At 72.9% G+C, this 16,252-nt stretch carries 17 protein-coding genes; 12 read left to right on the top strand and 5 right to left on the bottom strand.

Annotated features, from left to right (window positions below; genetic code table 11):
* Positions 1 to 251: 251 nt before the first annotated feature.
* A complete protein-coding gene (gene holA / locus Q8R60_11720) occupies positions 252 to 1,316 on the top strand; it encodes a DNA polymerase III subunit delta (protein ID MDP3713136.1) in 1,065 nt (354 codons plus the stop codon).
* The gene (locus Q8R60_11715) at positions 1,313 to 1,633 is read left to right on the top strand and encodes a hypothetical protein (GenBank protein MDP3713135.1); all 321 of its coding nucleotides are present in this window, start codon (positions 1,313 to 1,315) and stop codon (positions 1,631 to 1,633) included. Before holA ends, Q8R60_11715 begins: the two co-directional genes overlap by 4 nt.
* Before the next feature lie 64 nt (positions 1,634 to 1,697).
* Here the strand turns inward: Q8R60_11715 and rpsT are convergent, their stop codons facing one another.
* Together rpsT and Q8R60_11705 are read right to left on the bottom strand one after the other, a co-directional pair.
* Positions 1,698 to 1,967 (bottom strand): 30S ribosomal protein S20, encoded by a 270-nt coding sequence (gene rpsT, locus Q8R60_11710; GenBank protein ID MDP3713134.1) that lies wholly within the window; start codon positions 1,965 to 1,967, stop codon positions 1,698 to 1,700.
* A gap of 155 nt (positions 1,968 to 2,122) precedes the next feature.
* Positions 2,123 to 2,779, bottom strand: a complete 657-nt coding sequence (locus Q8R60_11705) for a phosphotransferase (protein MDP3713133.1) — start codon at positions 2,777 to 2,779, stop codon at positions 2,123 to 2,125.
* A 111-nt stretch (positions 2,780 to 2,890) separates the two neighbouring features.
* Between Q8R60_11705 and Q8R60_11700 the strand changes: the two genes are divergently transcribed.
* The 7 genes from Q8R60_11700 to Q8R60_11670 all read left to right on the top strand — a co-directional run bounded on the left by Q8R60_11700 (position 2,891) and on the right by Q8R60_11670 (position 10,075).
* Positions 2,891 to 4,477 carry a circularly permuted type 2 ATP-grasp protein gene (locus Q8R60_11700; GenBank protein MDP3713132.1) on the top strand — a complete coding sequence of 529 codons (1,587 nt, stop codon included), beginning with the start codon at positions 2,891 to 2,893 and terminating at the stop codon, positions 4,475 to 4,477.
* A 10-nt stretch (positions 4,478 to 4,487) separates the two neighbouring features.
* Positions 4,488 to 5,423: an alpha-E domain-containing protein gene (locus tag Q8R60_11695; protein ID MDP3713131.1), complete on the top strand. Its 936-nt coding sequence runs from the start codon at positions 4,488 to 4,490 to the stop codon at positions 5,421 to 5,423.
* A 22-nt stretch (positions 5,424 to 5,445) separates the two neighbouring features.
* The gene (locus tag Q8R60_11690) at positions 5,446 to 6,291 is read left to right on the top strand and encodes a transglutaminase family protein (protein ID MDP3713130.1); all 846 of its coding nucleotides are present in this window, start codon (positions 5,446 to 5,448) and stop codon (positions 6,289 to 6,291) included.
* A 15-nt stretch (positions 6,292 to 6,306) separates the two neighbouring features.
* Positions 6,307 to 8,130 (top strand): translation elongation factor 4, encoded by a 1,824-nt coding sequence (gene lepA / locus Q8R60_11685; protein MDP3713129.1) that lies wholly within the window; start codon positions 6,307 to 6,309, stop codon positions 8,128 to 8,130.
* 102 nt (positions 8,131 to 8,232) lie between these two features.
* Positions 8,233 to 8,790: a Uma2 family endonuclease gene (locus Q8R60_11680; GenBank protein ID MDP3713128.1), complete on the top strand. Its 558-nt coding sequence runs from the start codon at positions 8,233 to 8,235 to the stop codon at positions 8,788 to 8,790.
* Between the two features lie 84 nt (positions 8,791 to 8,874).
* Positions 8,875 to 9,294 (top strand): hypothetical protein, encoded by a 420-nt coding sequence (locus Q8R60_11675; GenBank protein ID MDP3713127.1) that lies wholly within the window; start codon positions 8,875 to 8,877, stop codon positions 9,292 to 9,294.
* 13 nt (positions 9,295 to 9,307) lie between these two features.
* The gene (locus Q8R60_11670) at positions 9,308 to 10,075 is read left to right on the top strand and encodes a GNAT family N-acetyltransferase (protein ID MDP3713126.1); all 768 of its coding nucleotides are present in this window, start codon (positions 9,308 to 9,310) and stop codon (positions 10,073 to 10,075) included.
* A 130-nt stretch (positions 10,076 to 10,205) separates the two neighbouring features.
* Here Q8R60_11670 and Q8R60_11665 read toward each other — a convergent pair whose 3' ends face one another.
* Both Q8R60_11665 and Q8R60_11660 read right to left on the bottom strand, forming a co-directional pair.
* Positions 10,206 to 10,811 (bottom strand): histidine phosphatase family protein, encoded by a 606-nt coding sequence (locus Q8R60_11665; GenBank protein ID MDP3713125.1) that lies wholly within the window; start codon positions 10,809 to 10,811, stop codon positions 10,206 to 10,208.
* Between the two features lie 11 nt (positions 10,812 to 10,822).
* Entirely contained in the window at positions 10,823 to 11,830 is a 1,008-nt protein-coding gene (locus Q8R60_11660) for a PQQ-dependent sugar dehydrogenase (GenBank protein ID MDP3713124.1), read from the bottom strand.
* A gap of 61 nt (positions 11,831 to 11,891) precedes the next feature.
* On the opposite strand from Q8R60_11660, the gene hemW reads away from it, so the two are divergent.
* Positions 11,892 to 13,094, top strand: coding sequence for a radical SAM family heme chaperone HemW (hemW, locus tag Q8R60_11655; protein MDP3713123.1), 1,203 nt, complete (start codon positions 11,892 to 11,894; stop codon positions 13,092 to 13,094).
* Here the strand turns inward: hemW and Q8R60_11650 are convergent.
* On the bottom strand, positions 13,091 to 13,366 hold the full coding sequence (locus Q8R60_11650) for a hypothetical protein (GenBank protein MDP3713122.1): 276 nt from the start codon (positions 13,364 to 13,366) through the stop codon (positions 13,091 to 13,093). The two genes, hemW and Q8R60_11650, sit on opposite strands and share 4 nt — an antisense overlap.
* Before the next feature lie 275 nt (positions 13,367 to 13,641).
* Between Q8R60_11650 and Q8R60_11645 the strand changes: the two genes are divergently transcribed.
* Both Q8R60_11645 and Q8R60_11640 read left to right on the top strand, forming a co-directional pair.
* Positions 13,642 to 15,351 (top strand): DEAD/DEAH box helicase, encoded by a 1,710-nt coding sequence (locus Q8R60_11645; protein MDP3713121.1) that lies wholly within the window; start codon positions 13,642 to 13,644, stop codon positions 15,349 to 15,351.
* A gap of 101 nt (positions 15,352 to 15,452) precedes the next feature.
* Positions 15,453 to 15,983, top strand: coding sequence for a Uma2 family endonuclease (locus Q8R60_11640; protein ID MDP3713120.1), 531 nt, complete (start codon positions 15,453 to 15,455; stop codon positions 15,981 to 15,983).
* Positions 15,984 to 16,252: the final 269 nt, after the last annotated feature.

Here is a 16,252-nt window from a genome sequence, read left to right as displayed (position 1 = left end):
CGGCAGCGACCACCAGGACCCTGCCCTGGTCGCCGAGGCCCGCCCTCGGCTGGCCCTGACCTCGGTCGGTGAGGGCAACACCTACGGCCACCCGGCCCGCGACACCCTCGGGCAGCTGCTGGGCCAGGGGGCGCGTTCCTTCCGCACCGACCTCGACGGGTCCGTCGCGGTGGCGGCGCGAGCCGGCGGGATCGTCGCGGTCGGCGCCGACGGGCGGGGGGAGCAGGCCGGGCCGCAGGTGGTGGCCAGGGATGGCCCGGGCCGAGAGCCGTCGTGGCTCGCAGACAGCTCCGTCGTACGCCGGGTCGTTGCCGCCAGGAGGAGGAGTCGTGGGACGATCGCGCGTGCCCCCGAAGCCCGTGCCACCCCTGACGCTGGTCGTCGGCGACGAGGACCTGCTCGTGTCCCGCGCCGTCAGCCGGGTCGTGCGGGCCGCGCGCGCCGCGGAGCCCGACCTCGAGGTGCGCGACCTCGACGCGACGTCGCTCGCGCCCGGCGACCTGTCGGAGCTGCTGAGCCCGTCGCTGTTCGGCGACCGCAAGGCGGTCGTGGTGCGCGGTGCGCAGGACCTCGGCAAGGACGTCGCGGCCGAGCTGACGGCCGTCGCGACCGAGGCCCTCGACGACGTCGTGCTCGTCGTCCACCACGCGGGCGGCGCCAAGGGCAAGGCGCTGCTCACCGCGCTCGCCGCCACCGGCGCGCCGCGGGTCGACGCGCCCAAGGTCACCAAGGCGGGGGAGCGGCGCGACTTCGTGCGGGCCGAGTTGAAGTCCGACGGCCGCCCCGTCGAGGAGGACGCGGTCACCGCGCTGCTCGAGGCGGTCGGCAACGACCTGCGTGAGCTCGCCTCGGCCTGCAGCCAGCTGCTGAGCGACACCGAGGGCACGGTCACCGCCGAGGAGGTCGCCCGCTACCACCGTGGCAAGGCAGAGGCGAGCGGCTTCGCGATCGCCGACCGGGCCGTCGACGGCGACCTCGCGGGTGCGCTCGAGCTGGCCCGCTGGGGGCAGGCGACCGGGCTCGCGCACGTGCTCGTCACGAGCTCGCTCGCCTCGACGCTGCGCGCGATGGCGCAGGTCGCGGCGGCGGGGCGGCAGGTCAACAGCTACCAGCTCGCCTCGCAGCTCGGCATGCCGGCGTGGAAGGTCGAGAAGACCCAGCGACAGGCCCGCGGCTGGCGACCGGAGGGGCTGTCGGACGCGCTGCAGGCGGTCGCGCGGGCCGACGGAGATGTGAAGGGCGGCGCCGCCGACCAGGACTACGCCGTGGAGCGCGCGCTGCTCGCGGTCGTGCAGGCACGAGGGGGAGGACGGTGACGGTGACGGTGGCGTCGACCGAGCAGGAGCCTGGTCAGGAGTCCGAGCAGGCGTCGGGGCAGGACGTCGCGCAGGTGGTCGCGCGCCCGGAGAAGCGGCCGCTCTACCCGAGGCTGCTGCGTCTCAAGAACGTCCACCCCAACGCCTGGCAGCGCGCCGCGCTCGGCGAGGGTGCCTTCGGGGTGGCCGCGCTGCTGTGCCTCGCCGACGTCGCGTCGCTCTGGACGCTGGTCGCGCTGCCGGTCGCGGTCGCCGCGATCGTCAAGGCCCATGACGTCGTCGCCGGCGTCCTGCAGCCGCCCGCCGACAACACCTGACCGGGCCTGGGAACGCCGACGGCGCCGCTCCCCGAGGGGAGCGACGCCGTCTGGAGGCGGGGGGCTAGCTGCCGGAGAGGGCGCTGACCTTCTTCGAGATCGCCGACTTGCGGTTGGCGGCCTGGTTGGCGTGGATGACGCCCTTGCTGGCGGCCTTGTCGAGGGCGCGGTTGGCGCTCTGGGCCAGCGTGGTCGCTGCGGCGACGTCGCCGGAGTCCGCAGCCTCGCGGAACTTGCGCACGGCGGTCTTGAGCGAGCTCTTGACCGACTTGTTGCGCAGGCGCGCCTTCTCGTTGGTCTTGATCCGCTTGATCTGCGACTTGATGTTGGCCACGGTTGGAGCAGTCCTCGTCGATCGGGGTGGGCATGCGGCAGCGTTCGCGCAGCACGCGGTCGTGAGAGGTTAGCAGGACAGTGCCTCGCCGGGTAGCGAGAGCCTCGTCACGACCAGCCCGTCAGCGCCGGGAGCCAGTCTGCCAGGACGTCGGCCTAGGCCGCCTGGAACGCCCGCACCGACGGCATGCCCGGGGGAGGCGGCTGCAAGGAGCGCCAGCGGAACAGCCCGGTGAGCGCCGCGGCGAGCACCGGCACCCGCTCGTCGACGGGCACCCCGGCGCGGGTGAGCAGCGCTGCGGGGAGCGGCCCGCCGTCGAGGGCGACCGACGGCGCGAACGAGAGCAGGTCGAGCACGGGGTCGCCGGCCGCGGCGCTCGGCCAGTCGACGAGGACCGCGCTGCCGTCGGGGCCGACGAGCAGGTTGTCGGCCCGGACGTCGAGGTGGAGCAGGCGGTCGCCCGCGACAGCCTCCCGCCAGCCGGACTCCAGGTCGGCCAGGCCGGCCGCGTGGCGCTGCTCCCACGCGGGGAGCCGGGCGTCGTCGACCAGCAGCGGCCACCGGTCGAGGTCGTCGGCGAGCTGCTCCTCGGCAGCGGGCAGCCCCGGCGGGGCCTGGACGCCGCGCAGCCGGGTGAGCAGGTCGAGCGCGGCGTCGAGCTCGGGGTCGGTCCACGGCGGCCGCGGCGCCCGCCCCTTGACCACGCGGAGGACCAGGACGAACCACGGCGCCTCGTCGACGACGCCGAGCAGCCGGGCGCAGCCGAGCTCCGGCGGCAGCAGGGGCGTGAGGGCGGCCTCGCGGCGGTGCATCTGCGGTGTCAGCGCGTTGACCTCGGCGGAGCCTGCCTTGACGAAGGCCGACCCGCCGCTTCGATGGTGATCATCTCGTGACCCAGTTCACAGTGGTGCAACACTCCCGACATGCGCCGCTCCTACGGTGGCCCGGTGGGTGACCTCTTCGACGGCTACTGGGACCAGGCCGCCGCGGGTGGGGGGCTGCCGAGCGCCTACGACGAGGTCTTCGCGGCCGACGGCGTGCCGCACCCGCCGAGCCAGGCGCTGCACGAGGCGCTGCAGGAGCTGTCCGCCGACGAGCTCGACGGGAAGTCGAGCGCGCTCGCCCGAGCGTTCCGCGACCAGGGCGTCACCTTCAGCCTGTCGGGGGAGGAGCGGCCGTTCCCGCTCGACCTCGTGCCGCGCGTCGTCGACGCGCAGGAGTGGGAGGTCGTCGAGCGGGGCGTGCGCCAGCGGGTGCGGACCCTCGAGATGTTCCTCGCCGACGTCTACGGCCCGCAGCAGGTGCTGCGCGACCGCATCGTGCCGCGGTCGGTGGTCACCAGCAGCAGCGCGCACTGCCGCGCGGCTTACGGCATCGAGCCGGCCAACGGCGTGCGCGTCCACGTCTCCGGTATCGACCTCATCCGCGACGAGGAGGGCCACTTCCGGGTCCTCGAGGACAACCTGCGCACCCCGAGCGGTGTCAGCTACGTCATCGAGAACCGCCGCGCGATGGCCCGGGTCTTCCCCGAGCTCTTCACGACCCACCGGGTCCGGCCCGTCAGCGACTACCCCGCGATGCTGCTGCACGCCCTGCGCGCTGCCGCCCCCGAGGGCGTCGACGCCCCGACCGTCGTCGTGCTCACCCCCGGCGTCTACAACAGCGCCTACTTCGAGCACTCGCTGCTCGCCCGGATGATGGGCGTCGAGCTCGTCGAGGGCCGCGACCTGGTCTGCCGCGACGGCACGGTCTGGATGCGGACGACCGCGGGGGAGCAGCGCGTCGACGTCGTCTACCGCCGCATCGACGACGAGTACCTCGACCCGCTGCACTTCCGTCCGGACTCCCTCGTCGGCTGCCCCGGCATCGTCAACGCCGCGCGCCGCGGTCGCGTGACGCTCGCCAACGCGATCGGCAACGGCGTCGCCGACGACAAGCTGCTCTACACCTACGTCCCCGACCTGGTCCGCTACTACCTCGGTGAGGAGCCGATCCTCGACAACGTGCCGACCCACCGCCTCGAGGACGAGGGGGTCCTGGAGTACGTCGTGGACCGCCTCGACGAGCTCGTCCTCAAGCCGGTGGACGGCTCCGGCGGGAAGGGCCTCGTCATCGGGCCGCAGGCCACCGACGAGGAGCTCGCGACCCTGCGCGCCACGGTGACGCGTGACCCGCGCGGCTGGATCGCGCAGCGCGTCGTACGCCTGTCGACCAGTCCGACGCAGGTCGGCGACCGGCTGGTCCCGCGCCACGTCGACCTGCGGCCCTTCGCCGTCAACGATGGCGAGGACGTGTGGGTCCTGCCCGGTGGCCTGACCCGGGTCGCCCTGCCCGCCGGCTCGCTCGTCGTCAACTCCAGCCAGGGCGGCGGCTCCAAGGACACCTGGGTGCTCGCGGGCGAGGAGGGCGTCGCCGAGGGCGAGCAGACCGCGCCGCTGCTCGAGCACGCGCCCGACGCCGGTGCCCACGTGCTCGACCGCGGGCCCTACCAGGACCAGCAGCAGCAGTGAAGGGGTCCCCGTGCTGAGCCGTGTCGCCGAGTCGCTCTACTGGACCGGGCGCTACGTCGAGCGCGCCGAGGACACCTCGCGCCTGCTCGACGTCCACGTCCACGCGCTGCTCGAGGACCCCTGGGTCGACGAGGCGGCCGCCTGCCGCGACGTCCTGTCGGTCATGGGGGTCGACCTGCCCGAGGGAGTGGTGGACGCCAGGCGTACGACGGAGCGGCTGGCGTTCCGGCGCGGTGACACGTCCTCCATCGTCGGCGCGCTCGCCGCTGCCCGTGAGAACTCCCGCGGTGTGCGCGAGGCGCTGTCGAGCGAGCTGTGGGAGTGCCTCAACGCGACCTACCACTCGCTCGCGGCGCAGGAGGCGGCGGCGAGCCGGCACGGGCCGCACGGCTTCTTCCGCTACGTCCGCGAGCGGGCCGCGGTCTTCGGCGGACTGCTCGACGGCACGATGCCGCGCGACGACGGCTGGCGCTTCCTGGTGCTCGGCCGCTCCCTGGAGCGGGTCGACATGACCGCCCGGATGCTGTGGGCGCGGGCCGGCCGGGCCGGCAGCAGTGGCGGCTGGGTGGGGCTGCTGAAGTCCTGCTCCGCCCACGAGGCCTACCTGCGGACCTACCGCTCCGCGGTCGAGGCGGAGAAGGTCGTGGAGTTCCTCGTGCTCGACCGGCTCTTCCCGCGCTCGGTCTACGCCGCGCTCGCGCAGGCCGAGGCGTGCCTCACCGAGCTCGACCCGAGCGCCGGCCGCAGCGGTTACGAGGACGAGGCGCGCCGGTTGCTCGGACGCGCCCGCACCGACCTCGAGTTCCGGGTCACGAGCGACCTCGTCGACCAGCTGCCCGACCTGCTCGACTCGCTGCAGCAGACCTGCCACGCCGTGGGCGACGCGGTCAGCCGCCGCTACTTCCACCACAACGGCGCCATCAGCTGGGCGGCGGACATTGCATGAGTGACGGCATGAGGGGGCCTGCATGAGCTGGCGACTCGGGATCCGCCACACGACGACCTACACCTACGACACCGAGGTGACCGCGTCCTACAACGAGGCCCGCCTCGTGCCGGTCACCAACCCGTCGCAGGTCGCCATGGACGCCCGCGTGGTCACCGAGCCGCCGACCCGCCAGCAGACCTACTGGGACTACTGGGGCACCCAGGTCACGGTCTTCGACCTCCACGTCCCGCACTCCCAGCTCGAGGTCGTCGCGACGTCGGTCGTCGACACCTCCGCAGAGGTCCCGGTGCCGGACGGGGTCGTCACCTGGGAGGACCTCGCCGACCGCGACCTGCGCGACAAGCACGTCGAGCTGCTCGGGGTCACCGACCGCACCGCGCCCGAGGACGAGATGGTCGAGCTCGCGCGGGCGATCGCCGCGCAGACCACGCCGTACGGCGCTGTCCTCGAGATCGCGGCGCTGGTGCGCCAGCGGGTCGCCTACGTGCCCGGCTCCACGGGGGTGCGCACCAACGCGCACGAGGCGTGGCGGCTCGGCCAGGGCGTCTGCCAGGACATCGCCCACGTCACGCTGTCGATGCTGCGCAGCGTCGGCGTCCCGGCTCGCTACGTGTCGGGATACCTCGCCCCGAAGAAGGACGCCCCGGTCGGTGTGACGGTCCCGGGCGAGAGCCACGCCTGGGTCGAGGCGCACCTCGGCAGCTGGTGGGGCTACGACCCGACCAACGGCATCCCGGCGGGCGAGCGGCACGTCGTGGTGGCCCACGGGCGCGACTACGGCGACGTCACGCCGGTCAAGGGCATCTACTCCGGCGGGGGGTCGCAGTCCATCGCGGTCGCCGTCGAGGTGACCCGGCTCGCGTAGTCCTTAGGATGGGGCGTGCCCACGACCGACCAGCTCAGCATCCGCAACTTCTGCATCATCGCCCACATCGACCACGGCAAGTCGACGCTGGCGGACCGGATGCTCGAGGTGACCGGCGTGGTCGACGCGCGGCAGATGCGGGCGCAGTACCTCGACAAGATGGACATCGAGCGCGAGCGCGGCATCACCATCAAGGCGCAGAACGTCCGGCTGCCGTGGACCGCCGACGACGGCAAGGACTACGTCCTGCACATGATCGACACCCCGGGCCACGTCGACTTCACCTACGAGGTCTCCCGGTCGCTCGCCGCGTGCGAGGGCACCCTGCTGCTGGTCGACGCCGCGCAGGGCATCGAGGCGCAGACGCTGGCCAACCTCTACCTCGCGCTCGAGAACGACCTGCACATCATCCCGGTGCTCAACAAGATCGACCTGCCGGCCGCGCAGCCCGACAAGTACGCCGAGGAGATCGCCAAGATCATCGGCTGCGAGCCCGATGACGTGCTGCGCATCAGCGCGAAGACCGGCCAAGGCGTGCCCGACGTCCTCAACGCGATCGTGCGCGACGTCCCGCCGCCGATGGGCTCGCTCGACGCGCCGGCCAGGGCGATGATCTTCGACTCGGTCTACGACTCCTACCGCGGCGTCATCACCTACGTCCGCGTCGTCGACGGCCAGCTGTCCACCAAGGACCGCGGCCTCATGATGTCGTCGCAGAACGCCCACGAGATCCTCGAGGTCGGTGTGGTCTCGCCGGAGATGAAGGCGACCGACTTCTTGTCCGCCGGCGAGGTCGGCTACGTCATCCCGGGCGTGAAGAACGTCCGCCAGGCCCGCGTCGGCGACACCCTCACCACGGTCCGCAACAGCGCGACCGAGTCGCTCGGCGGCTACCGCGACCCCAAGCCGATGGTCTTCTCCGGCCTCTACCCGGTCGAGGGCAGCGAGTACCCCGCGCTGCGCGAGGCCCTCGACAAGCTGCGCCTCAACGACGCCGCCCTCACCTACGAGCCGGAGACCTCGCTCGCCCTCGGCTTCGGCTTCCGCGTCGGCTTCCTCGGCCTGCTGCACCTCGAGATCGTGCGCGAGCGGCTCGAGCGCGAGGCCGGGCTCGCGCTCATCTCGACCGCCCCCAACGTCGTCTACCGCGTGATCCTCGAGAGCGGCGAGGAGGTCGTCGTCACCAACCCGAGCGACTGGCCCAACACCGGCAAGATCGCGGAGATCCTCGAGCCCGTCGCCAAGGCGATGGTGCTGCTCCCGAGCGACTACGTCGGCACCGTGATGGAGCTGTGCCAGGGCCGCCGCGGTGTCCTGCAGGGCATGGAGTACCTCTCGGAGGACCGCGTCGAGCTGCGCTACCTGCTGCCGATGGGCGAGATCATCTTCGACTTCTTCGACCAGCTGAAGTCGCGCACCAAGGGCTACGCCTCGCTCGACTACGAGCTCTCCGGCGAGCAGGCCTCCGACCTCGTCAAGGTCGACATCCTGCTGCAGGGCGAGCCGGTCGACGCCTTCAGCGCGATCGTCCACAAGGACAAGGCCTTCGCCTACGGCACCTCGATGACCTCGAAGCTGCGCGAGCTCATCCCGCGGCAGAACTTCGAGGTCCCGATCCAGGCCGCCATCGGCGCCCGCGTCATCGCCCGCGAGAACATCCGCGCGATCCGCAAGGACGTCCTCGCCAAGTGCTACGGCGGTGACATCACCCGCAAGCGCAAGCTGCTGGAGAAGCAGAAGGAGGGCAAGAAGCGGATGAAGATGGTCGGCCGCGTCGAGGTCCCCCAGGAGGCGTTCATCGCCGCGCTCTCCACCGGCGAGGAGAAGCCCAAGAGCTGAGTACGCCGGAAAGCCCTCGTCGTCCCGCGCACAGGGGCTGTGGACAGCCGGCCGTTGCGGTCGCAGGATCGTGATGTGCTTGAGGCATGGGAAGAGCTGGACATGACCACGGTCGCCCGTGACACCGGGCTCCCGGCGGAGCTGCTCGTGCTGCTCGAGGAGCTGTCGCTGCGCTACGAGATCCTCGACGGGTCGCTCGTCGTGAACGCCCCGCCGATCTTCGACCACGAGGACTTCGCTGCTGGCCTGCTGGTGCTGCTCCGGCTGGCCAGCCCGCCCGGCATCGCCGTGCTGGGCTCGGGCTACAAGTACTTCTACGACGGCTTGCGCGGCAACACCCGCAACCACACGATGGCCGACATCACGGTCGTGAGCCGCGACCGGGTCGAGCGGGCGGGGACCGTCCACCCACCGCTGCTCGTGGTCGAGGTGCAGTCCCCGGGCACCCAGCGCCGCGACCTCGGGGAGAAGCGCGAGATCTACGAGCGCACCGGTGTCGGGACCTACCTCCTGCTGCACCCCGAGCACCGCACCCTGACGGTGCTCCGGCTCGTGGACGGCACCTACGTCGAGACCCACCACGTGGGCGAGACCGGCGTGGTCCGCCTCACCGAGCCGTTCGCGGTCGAGCTGGACCTCGGCCAGGTCTTCGTCGGCTGACCCGGACCCACGCTCGACCCAGGTCAGGTCTTTCCCGGCTGACCCGGGCGTCCCAGTCCCGGCGAGCGTGGCAGGCTCTGCGGCATGCCGTCGCCCACCGACCTGCCCGCCGCTGACACGCCGCCGGACGACCTCGACCTGCTGCTCGGCGCTGCCATCGAGGCCGCGGCGCGGCTGCTGTCGACCAACGGCGAGTTCTACCCCTTCGCGATCGCCGTCGACGCGAGCGGTGAGCTCGTCGCGCCGGAGATCACGCCGACCGGTGACCACCCGGCCGCCGAGGAGGTCCTCGACCTGCTCGTGGCCGCGCTCCGCGAGGGTGAGGGCCTGCGGGCGACCGTGCTGTGCAGCGACGTCCGGCTGGCCGACCGCGACAGTGACGCGATCCGGCTCGACCTGGAGCCGCGCGAGGGCGACGCCCTCACCGTGCTGGTGCCCTACGTCCCAGGACCCGTGCTCGAGGACCCCTTCGGCGTCCCCGGCACCCGCCGCGTCTTCGCCTGAGCAGGCTCGCCCGGTGGAGGTGTCGGCCGAGGCCCGCTGGCTGCACGATCTCGACGCCAGGCGGGCGTCGAGCCGGGTCGAGATCGCGGGCGGTCTGGCGCTGCGCCACGACACGTTCTGGGCGGCGCACGACCACAACAAGCTGTCGGTGCTCGCGGGTGACGACGGTGCGCTGCTCGCTGACCTGGCCGAGGAGCACCTGGCGGGACTGGCCCACCGCAGGGTCGAGCTGCGCTCAGACTCGGCGGCCCTCGTGGCGGGGCTCGAGGCGGCCGGCTACACCCGCGAGGACACCCTGCTCATGACCCTCGCGGCCCAACCCGCCCGCGACGGTGGTGACGCGGTCGTCGTGGAGCTCGACCTCGGGCAGCGGGTGGCCGCGGCGGTCGACGGCTGGCGCGCGGAGCTGCCGGACGCGGACCCCGAGGTCTGGCAGCAGCTCGGTGGGCGCGCGGTCACGGCGACGGCCGTTGCCCAGACGACCTTCCTCGGCGTCGTCGCGGACGGGCGCGTCGTGGCCCGGGCGGACATCTTCGTCCACGACGGCATCGCGCAGGTCGAGGAGGTCATGACCGACGAGACGCACCGAGGCCGTGGGCTCGCGACCGCCCTCGTCCTCGACGGTGTCGCCCGGGCCCGGGCAGCGGGGGCGACGACGGTGCTGCTCGTGGCCGACGTCGACGACTGGCCGCGGCACCTCTACGAGCGGCTCGGCTTCCGGGACCGCGCGGTCCTGCCCATCCTCAGCCGCGACGTCGCGCCCCCGACCGGCTCAGACTGATCCGCACTGCTTCCAGTCCGCCACCTCGCGCCGAGCGGGCAGGCGTCGCGGGGCGCGGTCCGCGACACGGCGTGCCCAGACTGGAAGCCGATCGGATCGGAAGAACCCGGCCGCGCAGGGCAACGTGGGTTCACCGGTGTAGCAGGTCGTGCGCGTGGCCGATCTCGTTGAGAGACACCACCGAGCGCCGGCCGTCGCGGCCGGCGGCGAAGCGCGACACCGAGCAGTACGCCGGGCCGAACCACAGCGGGCGCGACTGACCGAGGACGTGGCCGCCCCAGGCGTTGATGGAGCCGGCGTGCATGACCAGCACAGCCCGGCCTCCAGGGTGCGCGGCGGCGATGCGCTCGACGGCCGCGACGACCGTCGCCCGGAAGTCGTCAGGGTCGACGCCCGCGACGTAGAGGTCGCCCTTCAGCAGCATTTCCCAACGCGGGTCGCCGGCGGCCCGCAGCTCCTCGACGGGCACGTAGGAGGAGTGGCCGGCGTCGAACTCCGCGAGCCCCGGCTCGACGAGCGGAGCGATTCCGAGGGCGGCCGCGAGCGGTGCGGCGGTCTCGACCGCGCGGCGGGCCGCGGAGGTGTAGACGGCGTCGACGTCGTGGTGGGCGAGCGCACCGACCAGCCGCTCCGCCTGCTCGATCCCGCGGGCCGACAGCCCGGGGTCGGCAGGGGAGCCGTCGTGGGTCGCGTCGACGCGGACGGGCAGGGCATGGCGGACGAGGATCAGCTCCATGCCGCGAGACGCTAGGGGAAGCTGGTGAAGCGCAGCACCCGGTCGTTGTTGTTGCTCGTCATCAGCCACATCGACCCGTCCTTCGGGTTCTGCATGACGGCTCGCACCCGACCGTAGGTGCCGGTGAACATCGACGTGGCGCTCACCACCGAGGCGCCGTAGTTCGTCCGCAGCCGCCAGACCCGCTCGCCGCGCAGCGCCGCGACGTAGAGGCTGTCGCCCTTGATGCCGATGCCCGAGGGCGAGGCCTCCGACGGCGCCGCCTGCCAGACCGGGTCGACGAAGCGCTCGTCACCCGCGCGGCCCTCGACCGTCGGCCAGCCGTAGTTGCTGCCTCCCCGGATGTGGTTGACCTCGTCGAACGTGTTCTGCCCGAGCTCGGAGGCGAAGAGCCGGCGGGAGCGGTCGAAGACCAGTCCCTGCACGTTGCGGTGGCCGAGCGAGAAGACCCGCCCGCTGACGTTGCCGGGAGCCGCGGCACCGGTCTTGGTGACGCGCAGGATCTTGCCGCCCAGGTTGTTGATGTCCTGCGCCCGCGACGACGTGCCGGCATCGCCGGTGCCCGCGTAGAGGAAGCCGTCCGGGCCGAAGACGATGCGCCCGCCGTTGTGGATGGTGGCGCGCGGGATGCCCGTGACGATCGGTCTGGGCCGCGCTGTCGAGCCGCGCTTGATCTGCGCGATCCGGTTGTCGACCGCGGTCGTGTAGTAGACGTAGAGGTAGGGGTTCTGCGCGTAGTCCGCCGCGACGGCGATGCCGAGCAGGCCGCCCTCGCCCTCCCACTTCGCCTCCGTCACGGTGTAGATGTGGCGGGCCGGCTGACCGGGCTTGACCTCCCAGATCCTGCGGGTGTTGCGCTCGGTGAAGACCGCCGTCCCGTCCGGCAGGAAGGCCAGCCCCCACGGGATCGCCTTGCCGGTCGTCACGGTCTGCGGCGCGCTCGCGGCAGCAGCGGGGCCAGGGACCAGCGGCAGGGCCACGGCCAGCGCGGTCATCAGGACGAGAGCGGTACGACGCATGACGGCCTCCGGGTCAGGGGTCCCCTCACCGGACCCTACGTCCGCCAGCCACACTCTGCTCATGCCCAGCGCGCTCCCCGTCGGACTGCCGGTCCCCGCGACCGGCGAGCTGCCGGCGTCGGCGGTGACGTCGCTCGGTCGCGCGCCCTTCGGGATCTACCTGCACGTGCCGTTCTGCCGAACCCGCTGCGGCTACTGCGACTTCAACACCTACACGCCGTCGGAGCTCGGTGGCGGCACCCAGCAGGCGACGTACGTCGAGAGCGTGCTCGCCGAGATCGCCCTGGCGCGGCGGGTGCTCGGCCCGGACGCCCCACCCATCGACACCGTCTTCGTCGGCGGCGGCACCCCGACGCTGCTGCCCGCCGGAGACCTCGTGCGGGTGCTCGACGCGGTCCGCGAGGCCTTCGGCCTGGCCGACGACGCGGAGGTCACCACGGAGGCCAACCCTGACTCCGTCGACCTCGCCGCGCTCGAGCAGCTGCGGGCCGGCGGGTTCACGCGGGTGTCGTTCGGGATGCAGTCCGCGGTGCCGCACGTGCTCGCCGTCCTCGACCGCACCCACACCCCGGGCCGCCCCGCTGCGGCTGTCGCGGAGGCCCGCGCCGCCGGCTTCGAGCAGGTCTCGCTCGACCTCATCTACGGCACGCCCGGCGAGTCGGACGAGGACTGGGCGACCAGCCTGCGCGTCGCGCTTGCGGCCGCGCCGACGCACGTCTCGGCGTACTCCTTGATCGTGGAGGACGGCACCCGGCTCGGTCGGCAGGTCGCCCGCGGCGAGCTGCCGATGCCCGACGACGACGTGCTCGCCGACCGCTACCTCATGGCGGAGAAGGCGCTCGGTGGGCTCGGGTGGTACGAGGTCAGCAACTGGGGCGAGCCCTGTCGCCACAACCTCGGCTACTGGCAGGGCGGCGACTGGTGGGGGCTCGGGCCGGGCGCGCACAGCCACGTCGGCGGGGTGCGGTGGTGGAACGCCAAGCACCCCACGGCCTACGCCGACAGGCTCGCGTCGGCCACCGCGCCCGGAGTGGGGCGCGAGCTGCTCGGCGACGAGGACCGCCGGGTCGAGCGGGTGCTGCTGGAGGTGCGGCTGCGCGCCGGGCTGTCCCACGACGCGCTTCGGCCGGCGGGGCTCGCTGCGGCGGGGCGCTTCGTGGAGGAGGGCCTGCTGGAGGCAGCGGCGCACGGCGCAGGACGAGCAGTGCTCACCCTGCGCGGGCGGCTGCTCGCGGACGCGGTCGTCCGCGAGCTCGTCGATTAGTAGAAGTAGCCGCCGCTGTTGAGGCCGATCCACAGCGCGAGCCCGCCGAGGGTCAGTCCGAAGATGCTCTCGAAGCGCTCGCGGGTGGTCTCGGAGACCATCTGCGACCAGCCGCTGACGAACACTGCGGCGAGGCCGATCCACAGCGCCGCGTCCCACGCCTCCGCGGCGGTCATCGCGATCGCGACGAGGCCGAGACCGAGGGACAGGGCGGCGAGCAGCCGGTCGCTGCTGACGTGGGGGACGTGGGGGGCGTGGACGGCTCGGGCCATGGGGACTCCTGCGCTCGGGGAGACGGGGTGGCGCGGGTCGGGGCGTCACTGGTCACTGTCCGCTCCTGTGACGCAACCGACAAGCACGTTCGCGCACCGATCTGGCGCAGGGCGCGTACCGTAGACGAGCCTGCCGGGTCTCGACTCGGCGCGCCGATAAGCGGACGACCTGTCCGCGCTGGTCGCTGGTGTCGCACTCCCTGGATCGCAGAAGTCAGAGTGCCGCGTCTTCTGCGGCCCCCGACACGCAGCACCGCTAGGAGCCTTGCCCTTTCATGTCCGACCGCTTCCGCACGTCCTCGTCCAGCTCTGCCTCCGCCGGCGGCTCCCGCTCCGGCGGCCCGCGCCGCTCGTCCGGCAGCACCCAGGGCGGGTCCTCCCAGGGCCGCTCCGGCCACCCGCAGGGCCGCGCATCCGGCGGCAGCCGCGGCCGCGGCTCCTCGCGCAACTCGTCCTCCTCGCGTCCCGCCCCGGCCCGCAGCCCGCTCGAGCTCGCGCTCGACGCGGCCGCCGAGGTCGCCGCGCCCGAGGTCGTCCCGACCTTCGCCCAGCTCGGCCTGCCCGAGCGGCTCGTGACGGCGCTGGCCCGTCGCGACCTCAACGCCCCCTTCGCCATCCAGGTCCGCGCGATCCCCGACGCGCTCGCCGGCCGTGACGTCCTCGGCCGCGGCCAGACCGGTTCGGGCAAGACGCTCGCCTTCGGCCTGCCGCTGATGTGCCGCCTCGCCGCTGCGGGCACGCAGCGCACCGGTCGCTTCCCGCGCGCCCTCGTCCTCGTGCCGACCCGTGAGCTCGCGCAGCAGGTCCACGACAACCTCGCGCCGCTCGGCCAGGCCCTCGACCTCAAGATGAACACCGTCTACGGCGGTGCCTCGATGGGTCGCCAGATCGACCAGCTCCGCCGCGGCGTCGACATCGTCATCGCGACGCCCGGTCGCCTGCAGGACCTCATCGACCAGGGCGAGTGCGACCTGTCGCGCATCGAGGTCACCGTCCTCGACGAGGCCGACCACATGGCCGACCTCGGCTTCATGCCGGCGGTCACCGCGCTGCTCGACATGACTCCGCGCGACGGCCAGCGGCTGCTCTTCTCCGCGACGCTCGACCGTGGCGTCGACAAGCTCGTCATGGGCTACCTCACCGACCCGGCCATGCACGCCGTCGCGCCGGCCTCGTCGCCGGTCGACTCCATGGACCACAAGGTCTTCGCGGTCGACCACTCCAGCAAGGTCGACATCGCCACCGAGATCGCCGCCCGCCCGGGCCGCACGCTGTTCTTCGTCCGCACCAAGCACGGCGCGGACCGCCTCGCGATCCAGCTGTCCCGCACCGGCGTCAACGCCGGCGCGATCCACGGCAACCTCACGCAGAACGCCCGCAAGCGCGCGCTCGACGCCTTCACCCGCGGCCAGGCCCGCGTGCTCGTCGCGACCGACGTCGCGGCCCGCGGCATCCACGTCGACGACGTCGACCTGGTCGTCCACTACGACCCGCCGGCAGACCACAAGGACTACCTCCACCGCTCCGGCCGCACGGCCCGCGCGGGCGCCCGTGGCACGGTGCTGTCCTTCATCACCTCCGACCAGGTCCGCGAGCACCAGCAGATGCGCGAGCGGGTCGGCATCGACGTCAACGCCGTCGCCGTCACGACCGGCCACCCGGCCGTGCGCGAGCTCGCCGAGTCCGGCGAGGTCATCGTCGTGCAGCCCGCGCCGGCCTACGCCGCCCGCGGGACCGGCTCGGACCGTCCCCGTGCGTCCTACGGCGACCGCCGCGGCGGAGCTCGCACCGGCAGCAGCACCGCCCGCCCCCGCTCCGCGAGCGGCCGCCCGGCTGCTGGCTCGACGGCGACGTCCCCGAGCGCGCCACGCCCGGCGTCGGCCGCCCCGGCCGGTCGCACCGACCGCCCGACCCGCAACGCGCAGCCGCCGCAGCTCAACGGCTCCACCGGCCGCCCGCGCCGCCCGGCCCGCCCGACCGTCTAGTCCCAGCACGTCACGACCGGCCCGGCCCCGCGCAAGCGGCGCCGGGCCGTCGTGCGTCCGGGGCTCTGGGCACGACCGGCGCAGGCCGCGACCATCCGGGCGTGGCTGTCGAGACGGGGGTCCGCGTGCATCCCGACGTGCTCGCGCTCGTCGAGGAGCTGGGGCTCCGGCACGAGGTCATCGACGGGGCGCTGGTCCTGGACCCGCCCCCGACCCCGCGACACCAGCGAGTCGTGATGCGGTTCCTGACGGCGTTGACCGACAGGGCTCCGGACGGTGTCGAGGTCTTCGGTGGCCTCGGCTTCTTCTACGACGCGGCACTGCCCTCGAGCTACGTCATCCCCGACGTGTCGGTCGTACGGACGTCAGACGTGGACGACGAGGGGACGCACGTGCCCCCGCTGCTCGTCGTCGAGGTGCTCTCACCGAGCACCCGACGCCGTGACCTCGCCGAAAAGCGCGACATCTACGCGGAGTCGGGAGTCGCGTCGTACTGGGTGGTGGATCCGCGGGCACAGACGGTCGTCGTGCACGAGCTGGTCGATGGCCACTACGTCGAGACGGCTCGGGTCGAGGGCGAGCAGGAGCTCGTCGTCGAGCGGCCGCTCCCCATGCGTTGCCACATCTTCTGACCGATCGGGACGCAGGTCCTACGCGCCTAGGCGCTCGCGATGAGTCGCCTGCGAGTCAAAGACCCGCTCATGCCGAGAGTCGGACGTCGGCAGCTGCCGGGTGAGCGGACGGCGCCGTACCTGGCGCTTGAGGATGCCCCGCTTTGACGGACAGGGTTGATCGCTCGTCAGGCTACGGCCTTCAGAGTGGCTGACGTTGGACTCTGCTGCTCGTACTGGATGGGGGTCAGGTAGCCCAGGGTGTGGTGCTTGCGGGTGCCGTTGAACCA

The organism is Mycobacteriales bacterium, assembly GCA_030697205.1.
In the GTDB taxonomy this organism is placed as follows: Bacteria; Actinomycetota; Actinomycetes; order Mycobacteriales; family SCTD01; genus JAUYQP01.
This window is presented reverse-complemented; position numbering and strand designations above follow the sequence as displayed.

Bases quoted from the DNA above. Each gene is read 5' to 3' on its own strand.
- holA (MDP3713136.1), top strand. From the start codon at position 252: ATGGCCCGGGCCGAGAGCCGTCGTGGCTCGCAGACAGCTCCGTCGTAC.
- Q8R60_11705 (MDP3713133.1), bottom strand. From the start codon at position 2,779: ATGCACCGCCGCGAGGCCGCCCTCACGCCCCTGCTGCCGCCGGAGCTC.
- Q8R60_11700 (MDP3713132.1), top strand. From the start codon at position 2,891: ATGCGCCGCTCCTACGGTGGCCCGGTGGGTGACCTCTTCGACGGCTAC.
- Q8R60_11690 (MDP3713130.1), top strand. From the start codon at position 5,446: ATGAGCTGGCGACTCGGGATCCGCCACACGACGACCTACACCTACGAC.
- Q8R60_11680 (MDP3713128.1), top strand. From the start codon at position 8,233: ATGACCACGGTCGCCCGTGACACCGGGCTCCCGGCGGAGCTGCTCGTG.
- Q8R60_11675 (MDP3713127.1), top strand. From the start codon at position 8,875: ATGCCGTCGCCCACCGACCTGCCCGCCGCTGACACGCCGCCGGACGAC.
- Q8R60_11665 (MDP3713125.1), bottom strand. From the start codon at position 10,811: ATGGAGCTGATCCTCGTCCGCCATGCCCTGCCCGTCCGCGTCGACGCG.
- Q8R60_11660 (MDP3713124.1), bottom strand. From the start codon at position 11,830: ATGCGTCGTACCGCTCTCGTCCTGATGACCGCGCTGGCCGTGGCCCTG.
- hemW (MDP3713123.1), top strand. From the start codon at position 11,892: ATGCCCAGCGCGCTCCCCGTCGGACTGCCGGTCCCCGCGACCGGCGAG.
- Q8R60_11650 (MDP3713122.1), bottom strand. From the start codon at position 13,366: ATGGCCCGAGCCGTCCACGCCCCCCACGTCCCCCACGTCAGCAGCGAC.
- Q8R60_11645 (MDP3713121.1), top strand. From the start codon at position 13,642: ATGTCCGACCGCTTCCGCACGTCCTCGTCCAGCTCTGCCTCCGCCGGC.